Origin of the sequence: Roseovarius sp. MMSF_3298 (assembly GCF_030733705.1) — a bacterium.
Classification (GTDB): domain Bacteria; phylum Pseudomonadota; class Alphaproteobacteria; order Rhodobacterales; family Rhodobacteraceae; genus Roseovarius; species Roseovarius confluentis.
This window is the reverse complement of the sequence record NZ_JASHIN010000023.1, coordinates 1-24,933: the sequence shown is the minus strand read 5'-3', so window position 1 is coordinate 24,933 and position 24,933 is coordinate 1. Positions and strand designations below refer to the sequence as shown.

General features: G+C 63.2%; 23 protein-coding genes and 1 pseudogene. 14 read left to right on the top strand and 10 right to left on the bottom strand.

Features of this window, described 5'->3' with window-relative positions:
- The first annotated feature begins 285 nt into the window (after positions 1-285).
- The 4 genes from RBB18_RS17685 (at position 286) to RBB18_RS17670 (ending at position 5,970) form a co-directional block, all read left to right on the top strand.
- The gene (locus tag RBB18_RS17685) at positions 286-492 is read left to right on the top strand and encodes a hypothetical protein (RefSeq protein WP_007120662.1); all 207 of its coding nucleotides are present in this window, start codon (positions 286-288) and stop codon (positions 490-492) included.
- Positions 493-1,047: 555 nt separating this feature from the next.
- The gene (locus tag RBB18_RS17680; RefSeq protein ID WP_103764532.1) at positions 1,048-1,641 is read left to right on the top strand and encodes a helix-turn-helix domain-containing protein; all 594 of its coding nucleotides are present in this window, start codon (positions 1,048-1,050) and stop codon (positions 1,639-1,641) included.
- Complete coding sequence (locus RBB18_RS17675; protein WP_103764533.1) at positions 1,628-3,961, top strand: relaxase/mobilization nuclease domain-containing protein; 2,334 nt, start codon at positions 1,628-1,630, stop codon at positions 3,959-3,961. The genes RBB18_RS17680 and RBB18_RS17675 overlap by 14 nt, the downstream gene beginning before the upstream one ends.
- 8 nt (positions 3,962-3,969) lie before the next feature.
- A complete protein-coding gene (locus RBB18_RS17670; RefSeq protein ID WP_103764534.1) occupies positions 3,970-5,970 on the top strand; it encodes a type IV secretory system conjugative DNA transfer family protein in 2,001 nt (666 codons plus the stop codon).
- 281 nt (positions 5,971-6,251) lie between these two features.
- Here RBB18_RS17670 and phnF read toward each other — a convergent pair whose 3' ends face one another.
- Entirely contained in the window at positions 6,252-7,049 is a 798-nt protein-coding gene (phnF, locus tag RBB18_RS17665) for a phosphonate metabolism transcriptional regulator PhnF (protein WP_103764535.1), read from the bottom strand.
- A complete protein-coding gene (locus RBB18_RS17660; RefSeq protein WP_306112214.1) occupies positions 7,042-8,166 on the bottom strand; it encodes an alpha-D-ribose 1-methylphosphonate 5-triphosphate diphosphatase in 1,125 nt (374 codons plus the stop codon). Before RBB18_RS17660 ends, phnF begins: the two co-directional genes overlap by 8 nt.
- Before the next feature lie 102 nt (positions 8,167-8,268).
- Between RBB18_RS17660 and RBB18_RS17655 the strand changes: the two genes are divergently transcribed.
- The 4 genes from RBB18_RS17655 (at position 8,269) to RBB18_RS17640 (ending at position 11,316) form a co-directional block, all read left to right on the top strand.
- Positions 8,269-9,126: a PhnD/SsuA/transferrin family substrate-binding protein gene (locus RBB18_RS17655; RefSeq protein ID WP_103764623.1), complete on the top strand. Its 858-nt coding sequence runs from the start codon at positions 8,269-8,271 to the stop codon at positions 9,124-9,126.
- Positions 9,127-9,191: 65 nt separating this feature from the next.
- On the top strand, positions 9,192-10,004 hold the full coding sequence (locus RBB18_RS17650; RefSeq protein ID WP_306112213.1) for a phosphonate ABC transporter ATP-binding protein: 813 nt from the start codon (positions 9,192-9,194) through the stop codon (positions 10,002-10,004).
- Entirely contained in the window at positions 9,997-10,797 is an 801-nt protein-coding gene (gene phnE, locus RBB18_RS17645; protein ID WP_103764537.1) for a phosphonate ABC transporter, permease protein PhnE, read from the top strand. Before RBB18_RS17650 ends, phnE begins: the two co-directional genes overlap by 8 nt.
- Before the next feature lie 327 nt (positions 10,798-11,124).
- Positions 11,125-11,316 (top strand): hypothetical protein, encoded by a 192-nt coding sequence (locus RBB18_RS17640; RefSeq protein ID WP_103764538.1) that lies wholly within the window; start codon positions 11,125-11,127, stop codon positions 11,314-11,316.
- 5 nt (positions 11,317-11,321) lie between these two features.
- On the opposite strand, the gene RBB18_RS17635 is transcribed toward RBB18_RS17640, so the two are convergent.
- The gene (locus tag RBB18_RS17635; RefSeq protein ID WP_103764539.1) at positions 11,322-12,128 is read right to left on the bottom strand and encodes a helix-turn-helix transcriptional regulator; all 807 of its coding nucleotides are present in this window, start codon (positions 12,126-12,128) and stop codon (positions 11,322-11,324) included.
- Positions 12,129-12,240: 112 nt separating this feature from the next.
- On the opposite strand from RBB18_RS17635, the gene RBB18_RS17630 reads away from it, so the two are divergent.
- The 6 genes from RBB18_RS17630 to RBB18_RS17605 all read left to right on the top strand — a co-directional run bounded on the left by RBB18_RS17630 (position 12,241) and on the right by RBB18_RS17605 (position 19,770).
- Positions 12,241-14,247: a CocE/NonD family hydrolase gene (locus RBB18_RS17630; protein ID WP_306112212.1), complete on the top strand. Its 2,007-nt coding sequence runs from the start codon at positions 12,241-12,243 to the stop codon at positions 14,245-14,247.
- Positions 14,248-14,353: 106 nt separating this feature from the next.
- Positions 14,354-15,946: an ABC transporter substrate-binding protein gene (locus RBB18_RS17625; protein ID WP_306112211.1), complete on the top strand. Its 1,593-nt coding sequence runs from the start codon at positions 14,354-14,356 to the stop codon at positions 15,944-15,946.
- Positions 15,947-15,967: 21 nt separating this feature from the next.
- Positions 15,968-16,906: an ABC transporter permease gene (locus RBB18_RS17620; protein WP_222449328.1), complete on the top strand. Its 939-nt coding sequence runs from the start codon at positions 15,968-15,970 to the stop codon at positions 16,904-16,906.
- 1 nt (position 16,907) lies between these two features.
- Positions 16,908-17,786, top strand: a complete 879-nt coding sequence (locus tag RBB18_RS17615; RefSeq protein ID WP_306112210.1) for an ABC transporter permease — start codon at positions 16,908-16,910, stop codon at positions 17,784-17,786.
- On the top strand, positions 17,786-18,814 hold the full coding sequence (locus tag RBB18_RS17610) for an ABC transporter ATP-binding protein (RefSeq protein WP_103764544.1): 1,029 nt from the start codon (positions 17,786-17,788) through the stop codon (positions 18,812-18,814). Before RBB18_RS17615 ends, RBB18_RS17610 begins: the two co-directional genes overlap by 1 nt.
- Positions 18,811-19,770, top strand: coding sequence for an ABC transporter ATP-binding protein (locus RBB18_RS17605; protein WP_306112209.1), 960 nt, complete (start codon positions 18,811-18,813; stop codon positions 19,768-19,770). The genes RBB18_RS17610 and RBB18_RS17605 overlap by 4 nt, the downstream gene beginning before the upstream one ends.
- 332 nt (positions 19,771-20,102) lie before the next feature.
- Here RBB18_RS17605 and RBB18_RS17600 read toward each other — a convergent pair whose 3' ends face one another.
- The 7 genes and pseudogenes from RBB18_RS17600 to RBB18_RS23225 all read right to left on the bottom strand — a co-directional run.
- Entirely contained in the window at positions 20,103-21,179 is a 1,077-nt protein-coding gene (locus RBB18_RS17600) for a type IV secretion system protein (RefSeq protein WP_306112208.1), read from the bottom strand.
- Positions 21,180-21,191: 12 nt separating this feature from the next.
- Complete coding sequence (locus RBB18_RS17595; RefSeq protein ID WP_306112207.1) at positions 21,192-21,605, bottom strand: hypothetical protein; 414 nt, start codon at positions 21,603-21,605, stop codon at positions 21,192-21,194.
- On the bottom strand, positions 21,602-21,796 hold the full coding sequence (locus RBB18_RS17590) for a hypothetical protein (protein WP_306112206.1): 195 nt from the start codon (positions 21,794-21,796) through the stop codon (positions 21,602-21,604). Before RBB18_RS17590 ends, RBB18_RS17595 begins: the two co-directional genes overlap by 4 nt.
- Positions 21,793-22,779 (bottom strand): ATPase, T2SS/T4P/T4SS family, encoded by a 987-nt coding sequence (locus RBB18_RS17585; RefSeq protein WP_306112205.1) that lies wholly within the window; start codon positions 22,777-22,779, stop codon positions 21,793-21,795. The genes RBB18_RS17590 and RBB18_RS17585 overlap by 4 nt, the downstream gene beginning before the upstream one ends.
- Before the next feature lie 4 nt (positions 22,780-22,783).
- Positions 22,784-24,163: a TrbI/VirB10 family protein gene (locus tag RBB18_RS17580; protein WP_306112204.1), complete on the bottom strand. Its 1,380-nt coding sequence runs from the start codon at positions 24,161-24,163 to the stop codon at positions 22,784-22,786.
- Positions 24,160-24,825 carry a TrbG/VirB9 family P-type conjugative transfer protein gene (locus tag RBB18_RS17575; RefSeq protein WP_306112230.1) on the bottom strand — a complete coding sequence of 222 codons (666 nt, stop codon included), beginning with the start codon at positions 24,823-24,825 and terminating at the stop codon, positions 24,160-24,162. Before RBB18_RS17575 ends, RBB18_RS17580 begins: the two co-directional genes overlap by 4 nt.
- Before the next feature lie 32 nt (positions 24,826-24,857).
- Positions 24,858-24,933, bottom strand: a pseudogene (locus RBB18_RS23225) (type IV secretion system protein); the annotation flags it as partial.

Sequence of the window (24,933 nt, the reverse complement as noted above, 5' to 3'; positions counted from 1 at the left end):
ACGGATCGCTATCCAGATGCATTGGATCAGAACGAACCAGGCCATCTTCGGTCACGATCGACGGGTTCGATGGCGGCTTCAAAGTGGTGGCACACATTCGGGTCTCTCCTTTTTTGCTATGCATGTGGATCGCACGGGGTCGGCCAAATCGTGCCCTCCGCTGACGCTCCGGCAAGCACAAATACGGCTTCCACGGCCGGGCCGCGGACCCTCCGCATTTGCGCTTGCGACCGGGCCCCTCGCCCCCGTGCTGGCAGATCCCCATCGCAACAAGGAGTAAGCCAAATGACCAACCATTACGTCGCCACCGTCCCCGTCAAGTTCACCGATACCGATGGCCAGGAGCGCACCCGCTTCCAACGCGTGGGCGCCATGTTCCGCAACACCCGCAACGGGGACGGCTCGGAGTTCTTCAGCCTCAAGCTCGACTTCCCGGTCGCGGTCTCGGAGCTGGTGATGTTCCCGCCGAGCGCAAAGGACCCGCAGGACTAAATCCTCTGACGAGGATGGGCCGCCCCAGGACGATCTTGGGGCGGCCCGATCCCTGTTCCAGGGATGCCGGGTCCGGCGGTCAGACCGCCCGAGGCGACCTAACGAAGCCGCCGGTCGCTGCGCATTCAAAGGACGCTCTTCCCCCGGAATGATCAGGCCGCGACAGACCGGGCAGACAGCCTCAAGGGGGCCATCCGCAAAAACCTATCGGCCAGGGCCTCCCGGTTTTTGCGGCAGAGATCTGGTGCCCAAATCTGGCCCTCCTTGACCCTGCCTGTCCGCCCTGTCGGTGGGGTTTGCGCCCGCCCGCGGTTCCGTCCGAACACATGCGTGTTCGGCCAGACCTCGGGCGGTGCTGGGGAAGGGGCCCCATGTGACAAGTGGGGTTCTTGTGGTGAGGGTCAGGCCCGCGCCCCTGCGGGCCGCGGGGGAAGCGGACACCAAAGCTGCCTGAGACTGCAAGCAACATAAGTATATAATTGACAGATAGATATATTATCGTAAGGTGGGGCAGCCTTGGTGGAAGGTGGCAGGAAATAGGGGGTCTTTCTTCGCATGTCGCGCTCAAAACGTCTCACAGATGCGGACCGCATGGAGATCGTTCGCGAGGCTGCGGAAGGTGTGACCAAATCTGCTCTTGCGGAGCGGTTCGGCGTGTCGCCGCGGGCGATCCAATACACGCTCAAGGCCGATGCCGAGCGCCAGACGGATGCTGCGATCCCGGTTTCAGCGGTCAGTGTGAAGGTGACGGCCGCGGAGCTTGCAGCCCTCGACGCGGTGCTGTCCGCTGCCGGGATCGAGAGCCGGGCCGAGGGGCTGCGGCGGCTCATCCAGGCGGCGGGCGGAGTGTTCGTGCCGGACGCGCAGATGGCGGCCGAGATGGCACGCTACAGGGCCTCGCTGCATGAGGTCGGAAACGGTGTCGCCCAGATCGCCAAGCAGATGACGAAGGCCAACCGGCAGGGGCAGGGGGCTGATGGTGGCACGAGTGCCGAGTTCTCCGAATTGCGCCTTGCGCAGATGCGCGGGTTGGCGCGGTTCATTCTGGATTCTGCTGACGAGATCGATCTGCTTCTGCGCCGCCGTCGGGACGCGATGCAGCTCGAGGCTACTGCCGCTTTGAGGGAGTTTGCCCATGCGGCTGAATGATGCTGTCGATGCCGTCACGGGCGAGGTTTTCCGGGACGGGTGGAGTCGGATCCGGGGCTCGATGCAGGGGCTGCACGTGGCCAAGCAGAGCCAGCTTGTGCGCGCGGCTGCAGGGCACCGGCCGGCGGTCTTCAAGGCGATCCGGGGTGGGGGCACGCACACCAAATCGCAACTCGCAAACCAGCTTGATTATCTGACCACCAAGTCCACCCATATCGTGGACAGTAGCGGGTTCCTCGATGGCAAGACGAAGCTCGAGGCGAAGGACATCAAGGACCTCACCGAGCGCTTTGCCAAGCGGTGGGACGCGCGCTTCAAACCCAAGCTTGGTCAGACCACCCACATGCTCATGTCCTTCCCCATCGGCACGCGGGGCGAGGATGTACGCGACATCGCGACGGATGTGGCCGAGCGGTTCTTCCAGACCGACGCGGGGAATTTCGATTACATCATCGCGGTGCATGAGGACCGCGATCATCCCCACGCGCACCTGGTGCTGAACCGCCGCTCGCAGGAAGGCGAGTTCTTCTTTCTGGGGCGCAACCACCGCTTCAACTATGACGACTTCCGCCTCGCCATGGTGGAGGAGGCGGAAAAGTATGGCGTGCGTCTCGAAGCCACGCGCCGGGTGGACCGCGGTGTCGTGCATTACCCCGCCCGGACCCGCGAGGTCTATGCGGCGAAAGACGAGGGGCGCGCGCCTCGCGAGCGCGAACGTGTGGGGGCCGACCTGACGCGGACGCTGGCGGAGATAGCCAACACCAGAACCGTCTACCATTCGCTTGCCGCGGAGGCTTCGCGCGAGGCCCGCGAGGATATTGCCGCAGCCCTCTTCCGCGCGGGCGAGGTGCTGGCGCGGGGCGGGCAGGTGGATCGAACAGGAGATGTGTACATGGCCGAGGATCAGAATTTCGAAGACCTGAGAAGCCTCTATGCGGAGAAGCTCGCAAGGGTGCAGGGCATGATCGCCGAGAAGTCTGACGCCGAACGTCCCGCGCTGGAAAAACGCCTCATCGAGATCCAGACGCAGGTCCAGCACATGCAGCCTCTCGGTTTGCGATCATCCACGCTGTCCGAGGCGGCCTCGGAGGGCGGGATCTATTCCGAGGCCAATATCGACGCCAGCCAGCTTGAGCGTTTGGCCGAGCCGGACCTGAGATCGCGCATTGACGTAGCACTGCGGGGTACGGGGATCAGCACATCGGAAGTGATGGCCCGGATCGAAACCGGGGCCTCCAATGCAGCGCTCGAGCATCAATGGATCGCCGATGACCTCTCCAAGATGGCCGAGGCCCGCGATCTGAACCTCGAACGCCGCGCCGATCTGGAACAGGCGCGCGACATCCTGAACGATGTGCATGTCGAGCTTGGCACGCTTCTGGAACGGGAGCACGTGCTGCGCCTGGATGGGGTCGTTGAGGAGGAAGCGGTCAGCGAGCGGTTCCATTATCACGAGGACGCGGTGCGGGCGATGGAAGGGACAATCCTGCAGGAGATGCGCGCCGACGGCCTGACAGCGCAGCAGATCGAGGACCGGGACTGGGAGGTGGTCTCAAAGGCAGAGCGCCGGATTGAAGCGGAGCAGCGCGCGTATCTCGACGCACACCCGGAGCTGCTTGCACGTCCTGGCGATGTGATCGACCGGTCAGAGCCCTACAGGGAGACCATCACCGATGCGGCCCGCGCCAGCGAAATCAGCCGCGAGGTCGACCGGATCATGGAGGGGCGCGATGCCCGCACCCCTGTTGTAGACGCAGTTACGGATGACTTGCGCGCGCGCTATCCGGACATGCCGGCCCACCTCGCCCGTGGTCTCGGCGCGACCTATGCGGCCGTCGTCGAGATACGGGACACGGAGGCCATCAATCAGGTCCGCCGCGAAACCGAGATGCGCGAGGGGCTTGGGGTTGGCACGCGTGACGAACGTCTAGCGACCCGAGATGAAACTGCGCCGCAGTCTGACCGTGCCGACCGCCTTGCAGACGAGATTACGCGTGTTCTGGAGCATGAGCGGGCGGGGGAGTTGTCCGCGCCCTTCGAGACCGAGGCGGAGCGGGATGCTTTCCGAACCGAGATCGCGCGGGTACTGGATAACCGCCAAATCGAGCGGCTCACATCTGGCGATGCCGATGCGCTGAACAAGGTTCTCGAGGACCGTCTCGACCGGCTCTATGTCGCCAAGGTCTATCTGCAATCGGATGCTGCGACGGCCAACACGGACGCCTTGCGCCAGGTGGCCGATGAACTCGCCGACGCCGAGTATGAAAAACACCGCGCGACAGACGTGGATGGCGAGACCGAGCGGGGACAAATCCATTGAGCGCCGCCATGGGAAAGGCGCGGATCGCGACCGGCGTGCTTCTCGTCACGCTGGTGACCGCCGCCATAGGCTACACCATCGCCTCGGCGGTGCTGAGCTACCAGGACCTCGGTTTCGGGGCCGAGATCGACTTCGCCTATATCGCGCAGAACTATCTGGCGATCCTCGATCGTCGCCCGGAGGACGCCCAACTCATCCACCTGATCATCGGCAGCTTCGCCGCCGCCGGCCTGATGCTGAGCCTCGCCCTGTCGGGGTCCGCGCTCACACGCTTTGGCCAGACCCATTGGCAGACCTCCCGCGAGATGAAGGCCAACGGGTTTTTCGGAGCGCCCGGCACGGGATTTATCCTCGGCAAGCTTGGGGCGCCGGGCTCCCGCGCGAAATACATCTGCTCGAAGGTCTTTCCCCATGCGCTGATAGTGGCCCCCACGGGCCGCGGCAAAACCACGGGCTTTGTCATTCCGAACCTGCTGACCTGGCAAGGCTCCGCCGTGACGCTCGATGTGAAGGGCGAGTGTTTCGAGGCCACGGCCCGCTACCGCGCAGCCCAGGGCGACAAGGTCTATCGCTTTGCCCCCACCGATTGGGAGTGCAGGCGCACGCATCGCTACAATCCACTCCTGCGCATCTATCAACTGAAAGACCCCGCGCGCCAGCAGATGGAATTGCAGCTTCTGGCGACGCTCTTTCTGCAAAGCGACAACGATCGGGTGCAGGGCCTCCTCAAAGGCGGGATCGATCTCTTCGTGGCGGCGGGCCTGCTGGCGTTCCAACGCAAGCGCCCCACCTTGGGCGAGATCTATCGCATCGCCGCGTCTGGCGGGAACAAGCAGAAGGAGTATTTCGCGCGGGGCCATGAGGTCGACAACAGGGCGGCCAAGCTGATCTTCACGCGGCTCGCCTCCACCAACAACGACACGCTGACCTCCTACGTCTCGCTCCTGATGACCTCGGGGCTCGATCAATGGCAGAACCCTGCGATCGATGAGGCGACGGCGGTCTCGGATTTTGATTTCCGGAAAATCCGCAAGAAGCCCTTCTCCGTCTATCTCGTGGTCCAGCCGTTGATGGTGAAGCCGCTGGCGCCGCTAATCCGCCTCTTCTTTTCCGATCTCCTCTCGGCCATGCAGGAGAAAGATCCCGGCCCCGACGAGCCCTGGCCGGTGATGATCATGCTCGATGAGTTCAATCGCCTCGGCAAAATGCCCATCGTGGTCGAGAGCATCGAGACCTTGCGGACCTATCGTGGTCATCTGGCAGTGGTCACCCAGACCATCCCCGCTCTCGATGAAATCTACGGTGAAAACACCCGCCGCGCGCTGCAGGGCAACGCCGGCGTGAAACTCTACCTGACGCCCTCGGACGAAAAAACCGTCGAGGAGCTGAGCAAGGCGGTCGGCAAGACCACGAAGACCGTCGTCACCCGCTCGCAGTCCATCGGAAAGAACCCCTTCGAGGGCCGTAGCCAGTCTACAAGGACTGAAGAAAGCTCCTTGCTCCCCGAAGATGAGGCCCGCCGCCTGCCGCTTGATGAGATCGTCATGGTGATCGATGCGCAAATGCCGGTCCGTGCAAAGCGCATCCAGTACTTCGACGATCGGCTGTTCAAGGCGATCCATGCGGCGCAGACGGGCGAGTTGCCCTTTCCGGCGCCGGGGGGAGGGGGAGCGCAGGGGAATCTCCCACTGAGTGTGCGGGCCATGCCGATGACTCCGCCACCGGACGGGTCAGGCAGACCCAATGCCGACGTTGAGGCCGAACGCCAGGCTGCTGATGGCCAATCGTCAGGGCAAACCGATGTCGCCCGAACGAAGACTGCGCCTGTCGTTCAAGCCGTTATCGCCGAGGAACAGCGACAGATGGAAATGGATTTTGGGGGCCAAGTCACGGATGCCGGGGCAGTGAGCGCCGTGGGTGAGGCGCAGATGCGCTCCGCTTTCGATGGCTTGAGTGAAATGGAAGCGATGCTGCAGGAGGGGGATAGCGAAAAGCAGGTTGCTCGATAGGGTGGAGCGCGCAGGCTTACTTGGCCATCGCGTCCGCAAGACTCGATGATAGCCGAAATTCAATGCGGATCAGGCAAGAAGCTTTTTCGGAATCGTCACATGACGACTCCGTGCCCTTCCAAGACATTCACAAAAGAGAAGCTGCGAGAATTCATGTGCTTACCTAAATGTCATACGCACCGGCGCCAAAATCGGCAATCTCGACAGTCAGTATTGTCACAACCTGATCGGCCCACTTCATGCTTGTTGACTTCCCTGGCTAGTCGACATCTTCCCTCAATTCAGCATTCGGCCTCGGGTGAATTGTCAAAGACGAACTCGACGCTCATCATTGGCCAGCAGCCTTGATTGAACTCGATCGCCTCGCCGTCCCGCGTGCGGTTAACTGAAGTCACGTATTGCACTGGGGCCTTGGCGCTGATGCCCAGGATCGCCGCCTCTTCGGGCTGTGCCAAACGTCCGCTGATGCGCGTCTCGGCGCGGCGGAACCACGGAATTCCCGACGCCTCGTAAACCGCGCTGACAGAATTCCATTCATGAAACAGCCGTTCGAAATCTGGGAAGCGATACGCAGGCAGTTCCTTGTGGGTGACGTAAATCGGGGCGCTGTCCAGCAAACGCAATCTGTGTAGCACGATGACCTCGTCCTCCGGCGCCAACCCGAACAGATCTTGCGCCTGCGGGCTTGGCCGCCCGCGGTCCAGCCGCAAAATGCGTGAGGTGGTATCCTCCCCCCGCCCAACCAGGGACTCTGAAAACCGCATGTCATTGCGGATCACGAAGGCGCGGCGGTTCTGGCGCACAAAGATGCCGACGCCTTTGCGTGCCTGCAGAGTGCCTTCGCTTTGATGCATGGCCAGGGCTCGCCGCACGGTGATGCGACTCACGCCGAACATCTCGGCAAGTTGTACCTCGCCGGGCAGGCGGCTGCCTGGCGGGCAAACGCCGTCTTCGATCGCCATGCCGAGACGATCGTATATTTGCAACCAAATCGCTCTTGTCGACTTCGCGTCGTAGGGGCGTCTTGCAAGCGAAAGTAACTCGGTTTCGCCCTGAAGAAGCGCTGCATGATTATTCACGGTTCAATACCCTTCTTCCGTCCACGAAGACCGACCTGATCCTCCGCGTGGTCTTGTCCAGCACCACAATGTCTGCGCGTTGGCCCGGCGCCAAGGTGCCGCGATCCGCCAAACCGGCGGCCGCGGCGGGATTCGCGGAAACCAGCTTCCATCCCTCATGCAAGGGCAACACGCCCGACTTATCAAGTCTAAGCACTGCATACAGAGGTGCCGGGTAGTAGTAATCAGAAGCAAGCACCGTACATAGGCCCTGCACGATGGCACTCGTGGCGCAAAGTGCGCCGTTATGGCTTTCCCCGCGCAACGCGTTCGGAGCACCCAGAACGACGTGCTCACCGGCCTCTCGAGCCTCTGCCGCAGCCTCCTCAGACATTGGAAACTCGGCCACCGTGATCTGGCGGGCGCGGCCCTCGCGCCGATCCTCGCGGGTCATGTCGTCATGTGAAAGTATTGGCCGTCCCAACCGAGTCGCGGCGGTGCAGATCTCGTCGAGATAAGCAGGCACCTCTTCCCTACGGCTCCACGTGCTTTCGATCTCCGCCTTGGCGTCGGCTGGCGACATTCCCATCCGCACGGCCATACGCTGGAGCTTGGCGCTGTCTTCGCCAAGCTTGTGATTTGCACTGGTATGATCGTTGATCGACAGGATGTCGCCGGAGCGCTTCGCCAGCCACGTAATCACCTCGTCCACGTGATCGAGCGCAAATGTCTCCCACCGGATGTTCAAATGCGTGTCGCAGGTCAGCCGGGGCGCCACCACGTTGAGCGCCGCGACCAGCGCTCGAGAGACCGCGATATCCCGCAAGCCCGGTTCCCAGGACACTGTCAGGGCATGAAACCCTGTCGTGATCCCATTCGAGATCATCTGCGCGTCCGCCTCCTGAAAAGCAATATCATAGGGAAAATGCACCCCCGGACGCGGCTGGACGATGGCCTCGAACCCGTCGCCGTGCAAATCGACGATGCCGGGCAACACCCAGGCGCCGCTCGCGTCGAATTCCTCTGCGTCCGGCGCGGCGGCTGTTTCGATCCGTCCGTCTGCCACGTGCAGGGGTGTTTGCTCGAACCCGTGGGGCCCAAGCCTGTCGCCGCCGTTAAGTGTCCAACTTCTGGTCATGTCTTCTAAGGTCTCCGTGTCACGAAAGCTTTAATCGAATCCCTTATGCGATGCTTGTGTGACTTTCCTGTGTACACAACGATAGACATGCTGGAGAAACCAATGATCCGTTCCCTGATCGCCGCTGCCGCGCTTTCCGTCGCCGCAGGCGCCCCGGCCTCTGCCGAAGCCCTGAAATTCGCCGTGACCGACATTGAAGGTCTCGAAGCGTTGCAACAGGAATTTGGAGCCTTTGAGGCGAAGCTCGAAGAATTGACCGGCTACGAGATCGACCTCTTCCCGGTCAGCTCTCGCACCGCCGCCGTCGAGGCGCTGAACCAGGACAAGGTTGACCTCGTCCTGACCGGCCCTGCCGAATACGTCGTAATCCACGAGCTAACCGATGCAGAAATTGTGACCGCCTGGCAGCGCCCGAATTACTACGCTCAGATCGTGTCCCTATCGGACGGTCCGATCAAATCCGTTCAGGACCTCAAAGGCCAGACTGTGACCTTCGGCTCCGTCGGCTCGACCTCACAGCATCTCGGGCCGGCACAGGTGCTGGCCGATTTTGGCCTGAGCTACAATGTCGACTACCAGCCGCAGATCATCTCGCGCAATCTCGCGATCGAGGCCCTGATCCGCGGCGACGTTCAGGCGGTGGGCATGAATGAAGGGCACCTGAGCCGTATCCGCGAGGCGTTTCCGGACACGTCCTTTACCGTGTTAGCCCGTGGCCGCGACCTTCCCAACGACATCCTTGTCGCGCGGTCGGATCTTGACGAAGACACCGTCGCCGCCGTGAAATCCGCCTTCGTCGATCACTCGGCCGAGTTGATGTCCGCGATCCTGACCGGTGAAGACAATCAGAAATACAAGGGTGGTTTCTTCCTCACCAAGGTGGAAGACAGCGAATACGACTATGTCCGCTCGATGTATTCGACCATTGGCGTCGACACGAACGACTTCGTCGGAAACTGATCATTCCGAACCCGTGGCCGCGGGCACTGCCTCCGGCCATGTCTCTTTTTTTGCGGAGCAGGTTTTTGCTGGAACTGGCCGAAACGGAACTGAAGACCTCACCGCGCGTAGACGCGCGGCAGATGTTCACTGAACCTCTGATCGAAGCCAAGGGACTGACCAAATCCTACAAGCGGCACAAGCCCGTTCTCACCGGCGTGGATATTGTCATCGCTCCTGGCGAACGCGTCGCGCTGATCGGCTCGAACGGAAGCGGCAAGTCCACCCTACTCAAGAGTCTTATCGGCTTGCATCCCATCACCGGTGGCACACTGCGTTGTTTTGGGGAGCCGCTCGATCATCGTGCGACACGCGCGCAAAGGCAGCGTATGCGTCACCAGACTGGATTCGTCTTCCAGAAACACTGTCTCGTGCGCCGCCGGACGGTGCTCTCCAACGTCATCCACGGCCTGTTCGGCGAGGCCGGCAGCTGGCGCGCCTTCTCGCACAGTTTTGCGCCCGAGAGCTGGCGCGCCCGCGCCATGCAGGCCCTCGAAGAGGTCGATCTGGCCGAGAAGGCGATGGAGCGGGCTGATGCGCTCTCCGGAGGTCAGCAGCAACGCGTGGCCATCGCGCGCGCGCTCGTGCGGCGACCGCGCCTGCTCATCGCAGATGAACCCGCCGCAAGCCTCGATCCGGTCTCGGGCCGAAACGTGATGGAGCTCTTCTGTCGTCTTTGCGAGGATCACGGGATCACCCTGCTTTACACGTCGCATGATATGTCTCATGCCGTCGATTACGCCGACCGGGTTCTGGCGCTGAGAAACGGTTCGATCCTGTTTGACCGGCCTGCGAGCAAGGTGTCAGGCGCACACCTCAAGGCCACGTTCGATGGTTAATCCCGCTCTCAAGGCACCGGACCGCTTCACCGGCTTCTCGCCGCTGAATTTTGCCCTGCTCGTGGCCTTGGGCGCGATCATTCTGGCCTCGATGGGCAAGGTCGCACCGTCGCCCGGACAACTGGCTGATGGCGTGCCCGGCATGGTGAACCTTGTGGGCCGGATGCTGCCGCCCAATACAGAGCCCGCTTTCCTGTCGCGCATCGGGTTGCGCATCCTTGAGACATTCCAGATCGCGCTCGTCGGCGCGGCGATCGGCATCGTGCTAAGCCTTCCCATTGCCTGGTGCGCCGCGCGCGGTGTCTCACCCCTCGGGCGTGGTCACTTCTTGATCAAGGCCTTCGTGTCCTTCCTACGCACGGTGCCCGACCTCGTGTGGGCGCTCCTCTTCGTGGCGTCGATCGGCCTCGGGGCCGTTGCCGGAACCATGACCATCGTCGTCGACACTGTAGGCTTCTGCGGCCGCTTTTTCGCCGAGGCAATGGAAGACGCCGAGAAAGAACCGCAGGAGGCGCTATCCGCGATTGGCGCCGGGCGCGGCTCAATCCTCGTGGGCGCAATCCTGCCGGACATCATGCCGTCCCTGATCAATTCGTCGCTCTTTGCTCTGGAGAAGGCGGTCCGGTCTTCAGTTGTACTGGGGCTCGTGGGCGCGGGCGGGATCGGTCAGGAGCTCAAGGTCGCCTTCGACCTCTTCCAGTATCGCAACGCCTCGATGATCATTATTGCGATTTTTCTCATCGTCATGGTCATGGAGATCATCACCGACAAGCTGCGGGCGCGTATTCAATGACGTCACGTACTGCAGTGATGAGGCGTAGGTGCCGTATGCATTCAGGGCGTATTCGGTTCTCTAATCTATCAATGTCATTCTCCTGAACGTCGATGTCTGAGGTTGCCTTCGTTCTCTTCGAGCTCCGGGGCTGACGATCGGGCTGGCTGGAGGTAGGCTGGCAAGGTTGAAACCGCAGTCATGATTGGCTTGCTGCTACAGAATACACGCGGTGTCCTACGCCCTCCCTCGGGCATCGTTCCCGCCGGGAACTGATTGTTGGAACCCTCGATTGACGTATGTCAGGCGGCTTTGAAGTCGGTTCGGTCCCTCATGATGGCATGAAGGATGACCCGCGCCGACTTCGAGTGGGATGCAGAGAACGACCGATACATCTGTCCCGAGGGGCACGAGCTGAAGCAGTTGATCCGCCACTCCGCATCGCTCAATTCAAAACGTGCCATGATCCACCTCCTGTTGCAGAGCAGTGAATCACAGGCTCACCCGGTTGAGATTCTTGATTATGAGTACAGAAGCTAATCCGATCAGAGCTGTTCGACCTCGAAGGTCCAGGCTTGCGGTGGCAATTCATTGCGCACGAGCTGCGCGATACGCGGGTCGATCTGGTCGGGCTCGAGCAGGCCGCATTGCGCCATCGCGCGGCGCGGATCGACATTTTGGCCGAGGTAGTCGAGCACTACCCGCGACGCGGCGGGTTTGCGCCCCAGCCGCAGCGGTCCGCCGGTTTGTATTCCGAGTAGGTAGTCGATCCCCGCACTGTAGGAGGGGTAGAGGATCATCTGGGTGATCGAGGAGGACAGGGTTGCCTCGTTTTCCACGACATTGATGCGGTCGCCGAGGAAGAACACCAGCCCTTCGTACTTGTAGACTTCGTGGGCGCCGCCCTGCGGACCCGCGTCGCGCTCGATATTCTTCCAAAGGTAATAGCCGTCCCGGCGGGTGATCCTTGCGTAGGAGCGCATGATCCGGCCGGGATTGCTGAACGAATGGAAGTACCTGAAATAGCTGCCGCAGTAGCGTTCCAGGGGGGCTGAGAACTGGTTCAGCCGCCGCAGGGTGGGGCCGACGGGCGTCGCCTCGACCTCGCCGCCCGGCTGGCGGCGCAGGGCGATCAGGTCGGCGAAGCGCGCAGGCTCCATCAAGAGCTCGCCCTCGGTGACGCCGAAGAACTCGCAGATCTTGCGCATGTTGTGCCGCGAGGGGCGCACGCGGCCCGAGAGATACTTGTTGAACTGTTGCCGGTTGATGCCGATCCGGCGACAGACCAGCGCGATGGAGGGCAGGAAGGAGCAGGCGAAGGTGAGATTGGTGGAGAGGGGGTCGGAGGTCATGATATGACGCTACCTGACGCACTTTCAATGTCAACATGCGTCAGCCAGCGAAATTGTGAGGAGGTCCTGCGCATGCAACGATATGCGCCTGAATCACGCAAGGAAGCACCGCATGAATCAGTCTGGACCGCCCAACGACGTCATTGAAGAACGCCACGTCGAGATCCCCTTGCCGGATGGCTGCATCCTGGCGGCGCGCATCTGGCGTCCGGCTAATGGCACGCCGGTTCCCGCCATCTTCGAGTTTCTGCCCTATCGCAAGGGCGACGTGACGTTGCCGCGCGACTCGGTGCGCGCGCCCTACATCGCGGCGCGCGGCTATGCCTATGTGCGCGCCGACCTGCGGGGCACGGGCGAATCCGAAGGGTTGATGGAGGACGAGTATACCGCGCAGGAGTTGCAGGACGGCTGCGACGTGATCGCGTGGATCGCGGCGCAGGACTGGTGCGACGGTGCCGTGGGCATGGTGGGCATTTCCTGGGGCGGGTTCAACGGCCTGCAGGTGGCGGCGTTGCAGCCGCCCGCGCTGAAGGCGGTGGTCTCCGTCGCCTCGACCGACGACCGCTATGCGGATGACGTGCATTACATGGGCGGCACGATGGTGGTCGACCAGATATCCTGGGCGTCGCACATGTTCGCCATCAACACCCTGCCGCCCGACCCCGACCTGGTGGGCGACAAGTGGCGCGAGATGTGGATGCAGCGGCTGACCGGCTCTGGACTGTGGCTGAAGAACTGGGCCGAGCACCAGCGCCGCGACGATTTCTGGAAACACGGGTCTGTCTGCGAGGATATCGGCCGCATCCAGGTGCCGGTCTATGCCGCGTCGGGCTGGGCCGACGGCTATTGCCGGACGGTGTTCCGGCTGATGGAGAACCTGCAATGCCCCAGGAAGGGCCTGGTCGGTCCGTGGTCGCATAAATATCCGCATATCGGCGTTCCGGGGCCTGCCATCGACTGGCTGGGCGAGGAGTTGCGCTGGTGGGACCAGTGGCTTAAGGGGCTCGAGACCGGGATCATGGACGAGCCGCAGTTGCGGCTTTTCATGCAGGACCACGCAGAGCCCGCCAGCTATTACGCGGAGCGCGAGGGCCGCTGGGTCGAGGAGCCGTCCTGGCCGTCGCCCAACGTGACGCGGTTGCCGTTCGCGCTGGGCCGCGAAGGGACGCTGGGGCGGGACGGTGCGGCCAAGGGGACGCTGAATATCCGCTCGCCGCTCGGCACCGGGATTGCCGGCGGCAAGTGGTGTTCCTATGCCAATCCGGGCGATCAGCCGGTGGACCAGCGCCGCGACGACGCCGGGAGCCTGGTGTTCGAGACGGAGCCTTTGGAGACGCCGCTGGAGATTGCCGGCGACGCGCAGCTTGAGATCAGTTTCTCGGTCGATCAGCCGGTGGCGCAGGTGGCCGCGCGCCTTGTGGACGTGGCCCCCGACGGTGCGGCGACACGCGTGAGTTACGGGCTGCTGAACCTGACCCATCGCGACAGCCACGAGACGCCCGAGGCGCTGGTGCCGGGGGAGACCTACACCGCGACGGTGCCGTTCAAGCATGTCGCGCAGACGTTCCGCGCCGGGCACCGGCTGCGCCTGTCGGTGTCGACCAGCTATTTCCCGATCGCCTGGCCCGCGCCGGAGCCGGTGACGCTGCAGCTCGATACCGCCGCCAGCCGGCTTGTCCTGCCGGTGCGGGATATGGATGCGGTGACCCAGCCGCGCGATCTGGGCACGCCCAAGGGCGCGCCGCCGATGGAGAAGGAGGTGCTGGAGCCGGAGCACGCCGAATGGATCGTGCGCGAGGACCTGGGCACGGGCGAGACGCAGGTGCGGATCGTCGACTCGGATGGCCGCGTGCGGATCAAGGACAACGACATGACCCGCGGGGCGACCTGCGTCGAGACCTATTCGTTCACCGGCACCGACTGGCGTTCGTTCAAGGGGCACGTGGCGTGGGACCTGGAGATGTCGCGCGGCGACTGGCGCATGTCCAGCCGCACGGAAACCGAGATGACCGCCACGGCCACGCATTTCGTCATCAACGCCAAGCTGGTCGCCAGGGAAGGCGATGCGGTTGCCCACGAACAGACCTGGTCCTGCGAGATTCCGCGCGACCTGGCCTGACCCGCGTTCCGCGCCCGGCGTGGCGCGGACCATCACTTTTCGCGCCGGGATCGTCCGGCGCCGAACACGAAAGGCCGAAACGGCCAAACAACTGGGAGAAACAAGAATGACCGATCACATGACCGCCAACAAACCCGGCATCGGGCGTCGCGCGTTCCTGCGCGGGGCCGCCGCGACCGGGCTTGCCGCCACCACCATGCCCCTGGGCTCGCGCATCTGGGCGCAGTCGGGCAAGGTGCTGCGCGTCAGTTCCTATGCCGATATCGACGCGCTCGACCCCGGCTTTTACCAGAACGGCTATAACGTCGATGTCATGAACTGCATCTATTCCAAGCTGGTGCGCTATGTGCCCGGCCGCGAATGGGAGTGGGAGCTGGAGGCCGCGGAATCCATCGAGCAGGTCGACGACACGCACATCACCTTCAAGCTGAAAGAGGGGCTGATGTTCACCGGCGGCCATGGCGAGATGACCGCAGAGGACGTGAAGTTCTCGTTCGAGCGCGTGCTGGAGCATGACAGCCCGGTGAAGAGCGACTGGGGCCCGCTGGACCATGTCGAGGTGACCGGCAAGTACGAGGGCACCATCGTTCTGAAAGAGCCGTTCCAGCCGCTGTGGAGCATCACGCTGCCCTATGGCACGGGGCATATCGTGTCGAAGAAGGCGGTGATGGAGGCCACGGAGAACGGCGGCAATTTCGGGATGGAGCCGCCGGCCTTTTCCGGCCCCTACATCCTGGAAGCGTGGAAGCCGAACCAGTACGTGCACCTGGTGCGCAACCCCGACTGGAAGGGCGAGGCGCCCGGGTTCGACGAGATCCGCATCCTGCCGATGGACGACACAAAGACCGCCGAGCGCGCCTATGAGGCCGGCGACCTGGATTATACCGAGATCACGCTGTCGTCGCTGGCGCAATATCGCGGCAACGTGCCCGCCAACACGGTGATCGAGGAATACCCGTCGCTCTACTATGTCTGGCTGGGCATGAACCTGGACAACCCCGCGCTGGGCGACGAGAACCTGCGCAAGGCGATCCAGCACGCGATCAACGCCGAGCAGATCATCGATGCGGCCTATTTCGGCGAGGCGGCCCCGGCCACCGGCATGATCGCTCCCGGCCTGCCGGGCCACCGCGAGACCCCGTCGGTTCCGGTGGCGGGCGATCTGGACAAGGCGCGCGAGTACCTGGAGGCCGCGGGCGGCCCGCCGGCCGAGCCGCTGACCATCGACGCGCTCAATGCCACGGTGTGGAAGACCATTGCCGAGGTGGTTCAGGCGCAGCTGGCGCAGATCGGCATCCAGACGCAGATCAACGTGCAGGATTCGGGGTCTTTCTGGACGCTGGGCATGGAAAGCGAGGGCGACCGCTGGAAGGACATGCAGCTGGTGCTGAACCGCTTCTCGATGCTGCCCGACCCCTATTACGCGACCAGCTGGTTCGTGACCGACCAGGTCGGCGTCTGGAACTGGGAGCGGTTCTCGAACGCGGAGTTCGACGAGTTGCACGCCGCCGCGCTGAGCGAGGCGGATGGCGAGAAACGCGCCGAGATGTATCGCAAGATGCAGGACCTGATGGAAGCGACCGGGGCCTACAAGTTCATCACCCATGAAGGCACCCCGGTGATGTACCGCGAAGGACTGGAGCCGGCGCTGCGGCCCGACGGGCGGCCCTTGTTCATCGACTTCGACGGCGAAGTCTGACGCTAAAGGAGACCGCGACCCGTGCTGTTATACGCCTCCCAAAGGCTTGTCCTTTCGGTCGTGATCGTGATGGTCGCGGTCTCTATCCTGACGCTCATGCTGCACGTGGTGCCGGGCGATCCGGCGGTGATGATCCTGGGCCCACGCGCCACGCCGGAGCTGATCGAACAGACGCGCGAGGCGATGGGGCTGGACAAACCCCTGCCGGTGCAGATCGTGACGTTCTTCGGCAACATCCTGCGCGGCGACCTGGGGCAGGACGTGTTCACGGGCCGCGAGGTGTCGCAGATCGTGTTCGAGCAGTTGCCCTATACGCTGATCCTGATCAGCGTCTCGATCCTCTGGGCCGCGGTGCTGGGCATCGCCTTGGGCTGCTATTCGGCGCTGCGGCGCAACACGTGGCTCGATACGCTGACCGGGGTGCTGTCGGTCGGCACGATCTCGATCCCGGCCTTCGTCATGGCGCTCTACTCGGTTCTGGTATTCGCGGTCTGGCTGCAATGGCTGCCGGCGATCGGCGCGGGCGAGGGGTTCTGGGACGGGGCCACGCACCTGATCCTGCCGTCCTTTGCCATTGGGGTGTCATGGGTGGGCTACGTCTCCCGGATCGTGCGGGCCTCGATGCTGGAGGTGATGGGCCAGCCGCATGTGCGCATGGCGCGCGCCTATGGCCTGCCGGACCGATGGATCACCCGCTCGCATATCCTGAAGATCGCGGTGCAGCCCGCCGTGACCCTGATCGGCACGGGCGTGGCGCATCTTTTCTCGGCGGCGGTGTTCGTCGAGGTGATCTTTGCCCGGCCGGGGATCGGCGCGCTGATCGTGCAGGCGGTGAACGAACGCAACTATCCCATCGTCCTGGGCGCGGTGCTGGTGACGACCGGCATCATCGTGCTGGCGACGCTGATCTCGGACCTTGTGATCGCCTGGCTGGATCCGCGCCAGCGGGAGGACATGTGACATGACCGACGCCACTCAGGATTCCGTTTCCGAACCCGGCGTGATGAGCCGGACCTGGCGGGTTCTGTCGGCCAGCCCGACCGGCCTGATCGGTTTCGTGCTGGTGGCGCTGATCGTCGGCTCGGCCATCTTTGCGCCGTGGATCGTGCCCTATGATCCTGCCGCCATCATGACCGGCCCGCGCATGGCGCCGCCCTCGGCCGAGCACTGGCTGGGCACCGACAATATCGGGCGCGACATCTTCAGCCGGGTCATCGCGGGCGGGCGGATCGCGATGCTGGTCGCCGCAGCCTCGCTGGCCGCCGCGCTGAGCATCGGCCTGCTTCTGGGGCTGATCGCGGGGCTGGGGCCGCGCTGGCTGGACAATATCCTGCTGTTGATCTTCGACGCGCTGCGCTCTTTCCCCACCATCGTTTTCGGCCTGGCGGTGGTGACCATCATCGGCCCGAGCCTGTTCACGGTGATGCTGGTGGTGGCGATCACCTCGGTGCCGATCTATGCCCGCATCGTGCGGACCCAGACGATGGCGCTGAAGAACGCCGAGTTCATCCTGGCCGAGCGCGCGATGGGGGTGGGCACGCCGCGCCTTTTGTTCGTGCATGTGCTGCCCAACGTGCTGGGCCCGCTGCTGATCCTGGCGTCGATGGACGTGCCGCTGGTGATCGCGACCGAGGCGGGCCTGAGTTTCCTTGGCATGGGGGTGCGGCCGCCGACGCCGTCCTGGGGCGTGATCTTGAACGACGGCTACAACTTCATCCGCAACTCGCCCTGGCCTGTCATTGGCGGGTCGATCCCGATCATCCTGGTCACACTGGGGTTCACCTTCATGGGCGAGGCGCTGCGCGACATCTTCGATCCCAAGCTGAGAAAGGCCGGCTGATGGTATCCAGCGTTGCGACAGAGCCGGACCGGCAAACGGAAGGCGGCGCCGAGCCGCTGGTGCGGATCGACGGGCTGTCGGTGGATTTCGCCACGCCGCGCGGGGCGATCCATGCGCTGCGCGACATCACGCTCGACGTGCCCAAGGGCAAGGTGCTGGGCCTTGTCGGCGAAAGCGGGTGCGGCAAGTCCACGCTGGCCTATTCGCTGATCGGTCTTCTGGCCGAGAATGCGCGGATCGCGGGCGGGCGGATCGACATGGACGGCCAGAACCTTGCGCATTTGAGGCCGAGGGAGTGGCGCGCGCTGCGGGGCAGGCGGATCTCGATGATCTTTCAGGACCCGATGACCTCGCTCAACCCGGTGACGACCATTGGCCAGCAGATGATGGACATCCAGTATCGTGAAAAGGGCGGGCGGGCCGAGAAGCGGGCAAGGGCGATCGAATTCCTGGAGCAGGTGCAACTGCCGGATGCGGCGTCGAAGCTCGATGCCTATCCGCACCAGTTGTCGGGCGGGATGCGCCAGCGGGTGTGCATCGCCATGGCGCTGCTGACGCGGCCGGACCTGTTGATCGCGGACGAGCCGACGACGGCGCTGGATGCCACGCTGGAGATGCAAATCGTCACCCTGCTGCGCGAGTTGCAGGAGAAATTCGGCTGCTCGGTGCTGTTCGTGTCGCACCACTTGGGGACGGTGGCCGAGCTGTGCGACGAGGTGGCGGTGATGTATGCGGGCGAAGTGGTGGAGCGGGGCGACGTGGCGCAGGTGTTCCGCGACCCGTGCCACCCCTACACGCAGGCGCTGTTCGAGTGCGACCCGGCGCGAATTCGCGAGGCGACGCGTCGGTTACCGACCATTCCGGGCACCCTGCCGGACCTGCGCCGCCCGCCCGCCGGATGCGCCTTTCGCGCGCGCTGTCCCAAGGCGTTCGAGCGCTGCAAGACCGAGCATCCGCCGCTTTACGATGCCGGCGGGGGGCAGGCGGCGCGATGCCATCTGAACGACCCGGCGGAGGACAGGGCATGAGCCTTCTGGAAGTCGAGGACCTGCGCATCCGGTATGCGCGGCAGGGGCGTCTGAAGGCCGCGCTGCGCCGCGAGCCATATGATTTCGAGGCGGTGTGCGGCGTGTCCTTCACGCTGGGCGCGGGCGAGACGCTTGGGCTGGTGGGTGAAAGCGGGTCGGGCAAGTCCACGATCGCGCGCACGCTGATTGGGTTGAAGAAAGCCTCGGCCGGCTCGATCCGCTTTGACGGAACGGAAATATCGGAGGCGTCGGCCCGCGAGTGGGCACGGCTGCGCACCGACATGTCGATGATGTGGCAGGACCCGGTCGGCTCGCTGTCGCCCCGGCTGACGGTGAAGTCGTTGGTGACTGAACCGCTGCGCATTAATGGACGGCCTGCCGGGCGCGACGAGGCCGAGCGCCTGCTGGGGCTGGTGGGCCTGCCGGCCGAATTTGCCACGCGCTATCCGCACCAGCTGTCGGGCGGGCAGGCGCGGCGCGTGGGCGTGGCGCGGGCGCTGGCGCTGGACCCCAAGCTGCTGATCGCGGACGAGCCTACCGCCGGCCTCGATATGTCTGTTCAGGGTGAGGTGCTGAACCTTCTGGCCGATGTGCAAGCCCGCAGCGGCGTGGCGATCGTGATCATCACGCACAATCTGAACCTTGTGCGGCACGTGACCGACAAGATGGCGATCATGTACCTGGGCCGGTTCGTCGAGAAAGGCCCGACAGATCGGGTTTTCGCCCATCCGCGCCATCCCTATACCAAGGCGTTGCTGGCCGCGAACCCCGAGCCCGACGCGGATGCGCGGCACGAGAGAGTGACGCTGGACGGCGAGGTGCCGAGCCCGGTGAACCGGCCCTCGGGCTGCGATTTTCACCCGCGCTGCCCTTGGGCGCGCCAAACCTGCGCCACAACAGAGCCGAATTGGACCAAAGACGCCGGTCGTGGACATAGGTGCCTGTTTCCATTGTGACATGCCCGCCGAGCGAAGTCGGGTAGGTCGACCTATAGTCTGACTTGAATGACAAGAGGACGTGCGAACAGCCTATCTCGCGAAAGAGGTACGAAAGTCACTAAGAACTAAACCTGTATAGCTCGCTGCTTCTGTGCTATTGACTTGGCGTTTCTCTATTGGTGTTTTTAGGGTGGTGGACTTATGCTAAGAACCTGGGGTAATCAAAGTACACGACACTGACGCCAACACCACACTGCTAGCGAAAAACAGCCTCTGACAGGCCCGACGCGCTTCAGATTCGCTCTAAGCGGTCGTTCACCGCAAAGCGCATCAATGGAGGCTAAGGGCCGTCACCGCCGCTCTAGCCGTGTCAGGCGTGCCAGTTGCGCCAGCATTCGAGACCCGGCCGCCGGTGACCCTGAGCCACTTGCCTGACCAGTTTGCCCCATGCCTTGCCTTACTGGCATCTGCTGCGCGCCAAACAACTGCCGCGCCCTAAGGGCTGCATATTCCGCACCATTTGCTCCGCCGATCAAGTAACGGTTGTAAGCTTGCTGACTGCCCATTGCGGCACGGGCGAAACTGTAGCCGCCGCCGAGACCGCCGGAGAGGGCGGGCATCATGATGTTGCCGGAAATCGCACGAACGATGAAGGGCGTGGCGATAATGAAGCCCTTGGCCATGAGGACCATCATGAAGAATGGGATAAGCGCGCCAATATGGGAGGCACCTTCCGGTTCGCCAAGCTCGCCGATGAGCGCGGAGGAAACGCCTGTGATCGTTGCGAACACGCCGGCCACGACGATGGGGTAGAGCGCGAAGGAAACCAGCGCTGACAGCCATCGCGCGAAGTAATCTTTGGTCACCTCAAAGAGGGTCAGGAAAATCATCACCGGGGCGATCCCGATCAGAAGTGCGATCATCAGGCGGGATGCCACCAAGATGAAGGCGGCAAGTCCGCCGAGGATTGAAAGCAGGAGGACGCCGACGATGTCCAGCATGGCGCCGGCCATCCAGTTCAGCTCGGACCCGGCAGCGTTCAGATAGTCGCCCAGTTCCGCGATCAGCCGGTCGAACTCTTCGGCAAAGGTGCCAGAAGGGCCGGGGGTTCCGCCACCGACCGAGGCGACAAGCGCGCCCGCAATGCTGTCGATGCCGGCCAGGATAGCGGAAGAGAGGGCGTTGAACTGCACCCAGTTGGTCGCGAATATCCCGATGAGGCCAATCTTGACTGCCAGCCAAAAGGCCGTGCGCCCGTCCATCGCCTTGTACTGGTAGATCATATTCAGGAAGACGAGGATGACCACGAGCGTAGTGCCCAAGACCAGAAGCGTGCCGACCGTTGCCGCAACGGACCCGAACTGGGTTTCCGCCGCGGTGTCGAGATAGCCCTGGGAGGTTTCAACGAAATAGGTGACGACGCTCATGGGGGATCAGCCTTACCAATTGCCCGCGGCTTCGCAGATGGCCTTGGCGGCAGGGCGGGCGGCGTTGGCGCGGCGGTTGTAGGCGTCCGAGGCCTGCAGCATCTCCCATCGTTTGGCACTCGCGTGGACCTCGCGAAACACCCCCTCGGCTGCGTCCCAAGAGGGGAACCGGGTATCGCAATCGCAGTTGCCGCTTTCGACGATGCGCTCGAGATTTTGGGCGCGGTAGATATCCTGGACCAACACGCGCTGATAGGCTTGGCGCAGGGGAACTTCTTGCATCCAGCTGGGCTCAGCGGGCCGGTCTGGACAGACGGTGAAACTGCGCTCAAGGGTCGGCACCAGATTGCGCTCAGCGAAGGCGGGGACAGCCAGTAGGCTTAGGGCCACCCCGGTCAAAGCAAGGGTTAGCCGTGCCAGCCTCATGCCGTGGCTCCGATGATGGTGGTTGCGCGTTTCAGGAAGACCGTGTGCCCAACATTCGCAAATTCTGAGGAGCTGATCGACACGACCTCCCAGCCATCTGAACCTTTAGTATTCAGGGTGTTCTTCATATCGGAAAGGCTGGTCTTTCGGGTCATGGGAAAGCTGAGGATGTCATATTCAAAGGTCTTCATTGGGAAGCTCCGATCTCGGTTGTGCCGGGGAGGTAGAATTCAGTGATGCCGCGTCGGCCGTCATGGCGACCGGCCTGGATGATCACGTCGATGGAGTTCTCGATGTATTGGATCATGTCGGCATAGGTCATCGGGATCTCGGTTTTGAGCGCGGCGATGGCCAGACGCTGCACGGCGAGTTGCGGGGTTTCGGCATGCAGCGTGGTCATGGACCCGCCATGGCCGGTATTGATCGCCTCGAGGAAAGTCATCGCCTCCTTGCCGCGCACCTCGCCGAGGATGATCCGGTCAGGGCGCATGCGCAGTGTTGCGGTGAGCAGCACATCGGCGGTCTGGAACTCCGCATCGCGATTGGCGATGAGGGTCACGGCATTCGGCTGGGTTGGCAGAAGCTCGGCGGCTTCCTCGATTGTGACGATCCGTTCCTCGGCTGGAACATGCGAGAGGATCTTGCGCGCAGCCACGGTCTTGCCGGTGGAGGTGCCGCCAGAGACGATCATGTTCAGCTTGTTGTCGACGCAGAAGGCCAGCGCATCGTCGATCACGCCTGCGGCCACCACTTCGCGCAGTTCCCGGGTCTTCTCGAGCCGCAAGTCCTCAAGCTTGCGTTCCTTGCCAAAGAGGAAATCGAGCGCGATCCCCTCGAGCGGCAGGCTCGAGAAGAACCGCAGGCTGATCGACATCGCCGAGAGCACGGCGGGCGGCGTGATGACCTGTGCCCGGATCGGTCGCCCCTTGTAGGTGATCGAGACCGAGACGATGGGGCGGTCCTTGCTCATCGTGGTGTTTGCGGAAGAGGCGATCTGGTTGCCGAGGTCTTTGACTTCTGTTGCGTTCAGCGTCTGGTCTAGCCTTTGCATGAAGTGATCGCCCTGGAATTCTCCCCAGCAGGTCCCGTCGGGGTTGATGCAGATCTCGATGACATCGTCGCGGGCGGCGGCGTCGATCCGATCAAGCGAGGTCTGGAGATAGCTCAGCGACATGGGCTCAGAATATCTCCAGATCGCGGTCGACCATCACCGTCACGCGGGCCCCCTGGTCGACATAGATGACGGGTCCGATTGAAAGGTAGTCGCCAATGACGCTGTCGGTGGCATCGGCGAGGTCATCGCCCAAGTCTTCGAGAACGTCGGCGGCAGTTTCGCCTTCGACATTGGAGGCGGCGGCGTTCGGCGCGGCGGATATCAGAGAGATCAGCGCGGCAGAGCCGAAACGCTCGTCAAATCTGGTATCGACAAAGCTGGTCACACCGGAGCGGCCCAACTCGTCTCCTCCGAAGGAACTGATCTGGACGGTCTGGTTGTCGGGCAGGATGATCCGGTCCCAGGCGATGGTGACGCGGCGCTGCGCGATATCGACGCCCGAGCGGTAGCGCCCGATAAGACGGGACCCGCGCGGGATCAGTAGACGGGAACCGTCGAAACTGAACACGTCTTCGGAGACGACGGCACGGGTCTGGCCGGGCAAGGAGCTGTCGAGGGCGGTTTCTATGACGGCCTGGATCATCGTGCCCTGGACAATGGTGTTCGATGGATTGGCGATAACCTCGGCCTGCGTGACTGAGGTCGGCAGGGCACCATTCAGCACAAAATCCGTCACCTCGCCGAAAGTGCGTTCGGTCAAAGCCGTCTCATTCGCGCCCGACGTGCCGCCAAAGGCGATGGTGGGCGAGGTGATGCGGCTTTGCTGAAACGCACGTTCCGCGGCTGCGCGGCGTTCGAGGTCCGCGAGCCGTTTCGCTTCCTCTTCGCGGCGGAGCCGTTCTTCTTCCCGCGCGCGTAGCTCGTCCTCGGAAGGCCCCAAAGGTGCGGGAGCAGGACGATTGGCTTCGAGTTGCGCGAGTTCAAGGTCCATGCGCAGTTGCTCCAGCTCGCGATCGCGCGCCGAGAGTTCATCGCGAAACTGCTGCAGCGCGGCTTCTGAGGCGGACTGTAGAGCGGCGATCTGGGTGGTCAGCGCATCAATGGCTTCGGCGGCTGCGGTATCTTCTTCCACCACCGGTTTGGGCGCGTTCCGCAATTCCTCGATCTGGGCCTGAAGGGCGGCAAGCTGCGCCAGAAGCTCGGCGTTGGGTTCCACCGGATCCGGTGCGACCAGCACCACCTCAGGATCAGGCGGAGGGAGGGTTTCTATCGTCCCGAACCCGTCGCCCTCGTTTTGGAACACGTCCGGCGTGGCCGTGGGCAGGGCTTCCTCTTCTTCGGGTTGGGACAGGAGATAGAATAGGGCACCGCCCACGCCGATCACGAGGACGACGACCAAAGCGAGCAGCGGTGAGCGCCGCGGGGCAGCGAGTCGACCTGTTCCTTTGCCTCGTTCGAGCGCAGCGAGACGTTTTTCGAGATCTGTGTTTCCGGCGTCGCTCATGAGCCTACCCCCACAGGCGGTGTGGCCTCGATACAGACTACCTCTTCCCCGACCCGCAGAACCCATTGCTTGTTCACACCGGAGACCCGGATCACGCCGTCCTGGGTGGCCTGCGTGTTGACTGTGCGCTCGCGGCCGTTTGCGTAGCGGAAGATCGCGGGCACCGGCGCGTTCCGCGGGAATTCGAAATACGTAAAGGTCCCGTCATCCCAGACGCGGGACGGCGTGAACTCGGTGCGCGCGCTGGCCCCGTAGTTGTAGTTCGGCGCTTGTGCCGCGATGGCGCGGCCCTTCCGCGTGTGGTCGTCTGGATAGCGGAACTGCACCACGTAGAAGGTCGGGCTGCGGGTCTCCTGGACGTTGAAGTAATAGCTTCGCCGGTTCGTGTAGACCGTTACGTTGGTATGGACACCGCGGGCGACGGGTTTGATCGCGAAGGCCTGGCCGCCGGGTACGCCGTCAATCTCGAAGCCCTCCGTGTCGCCGGCGATGATCGAACGAATGCTCTCGCCTTCGCCGAACTCGACGGTGGTGACATGGGTGAGCGAAACGCTCAGACGGTAGACCTGACCTTCCTGGTAGGTGGCCAAGCGCACCCGGTTGTCGTTGTGCCCGCCGCGCGGGATGGCTTCGGCGAAGGCGAGGTCCGACAGGAGGGCCATCCAGAAAGCGAACAGGCTGAAGCGAAACACAGTCAATTCTCCAATCTGTCGGAGCGGATGGAATATTCGAGAACGGTGAAGCCGAAGGGATTGGTCCAGACCTCATCG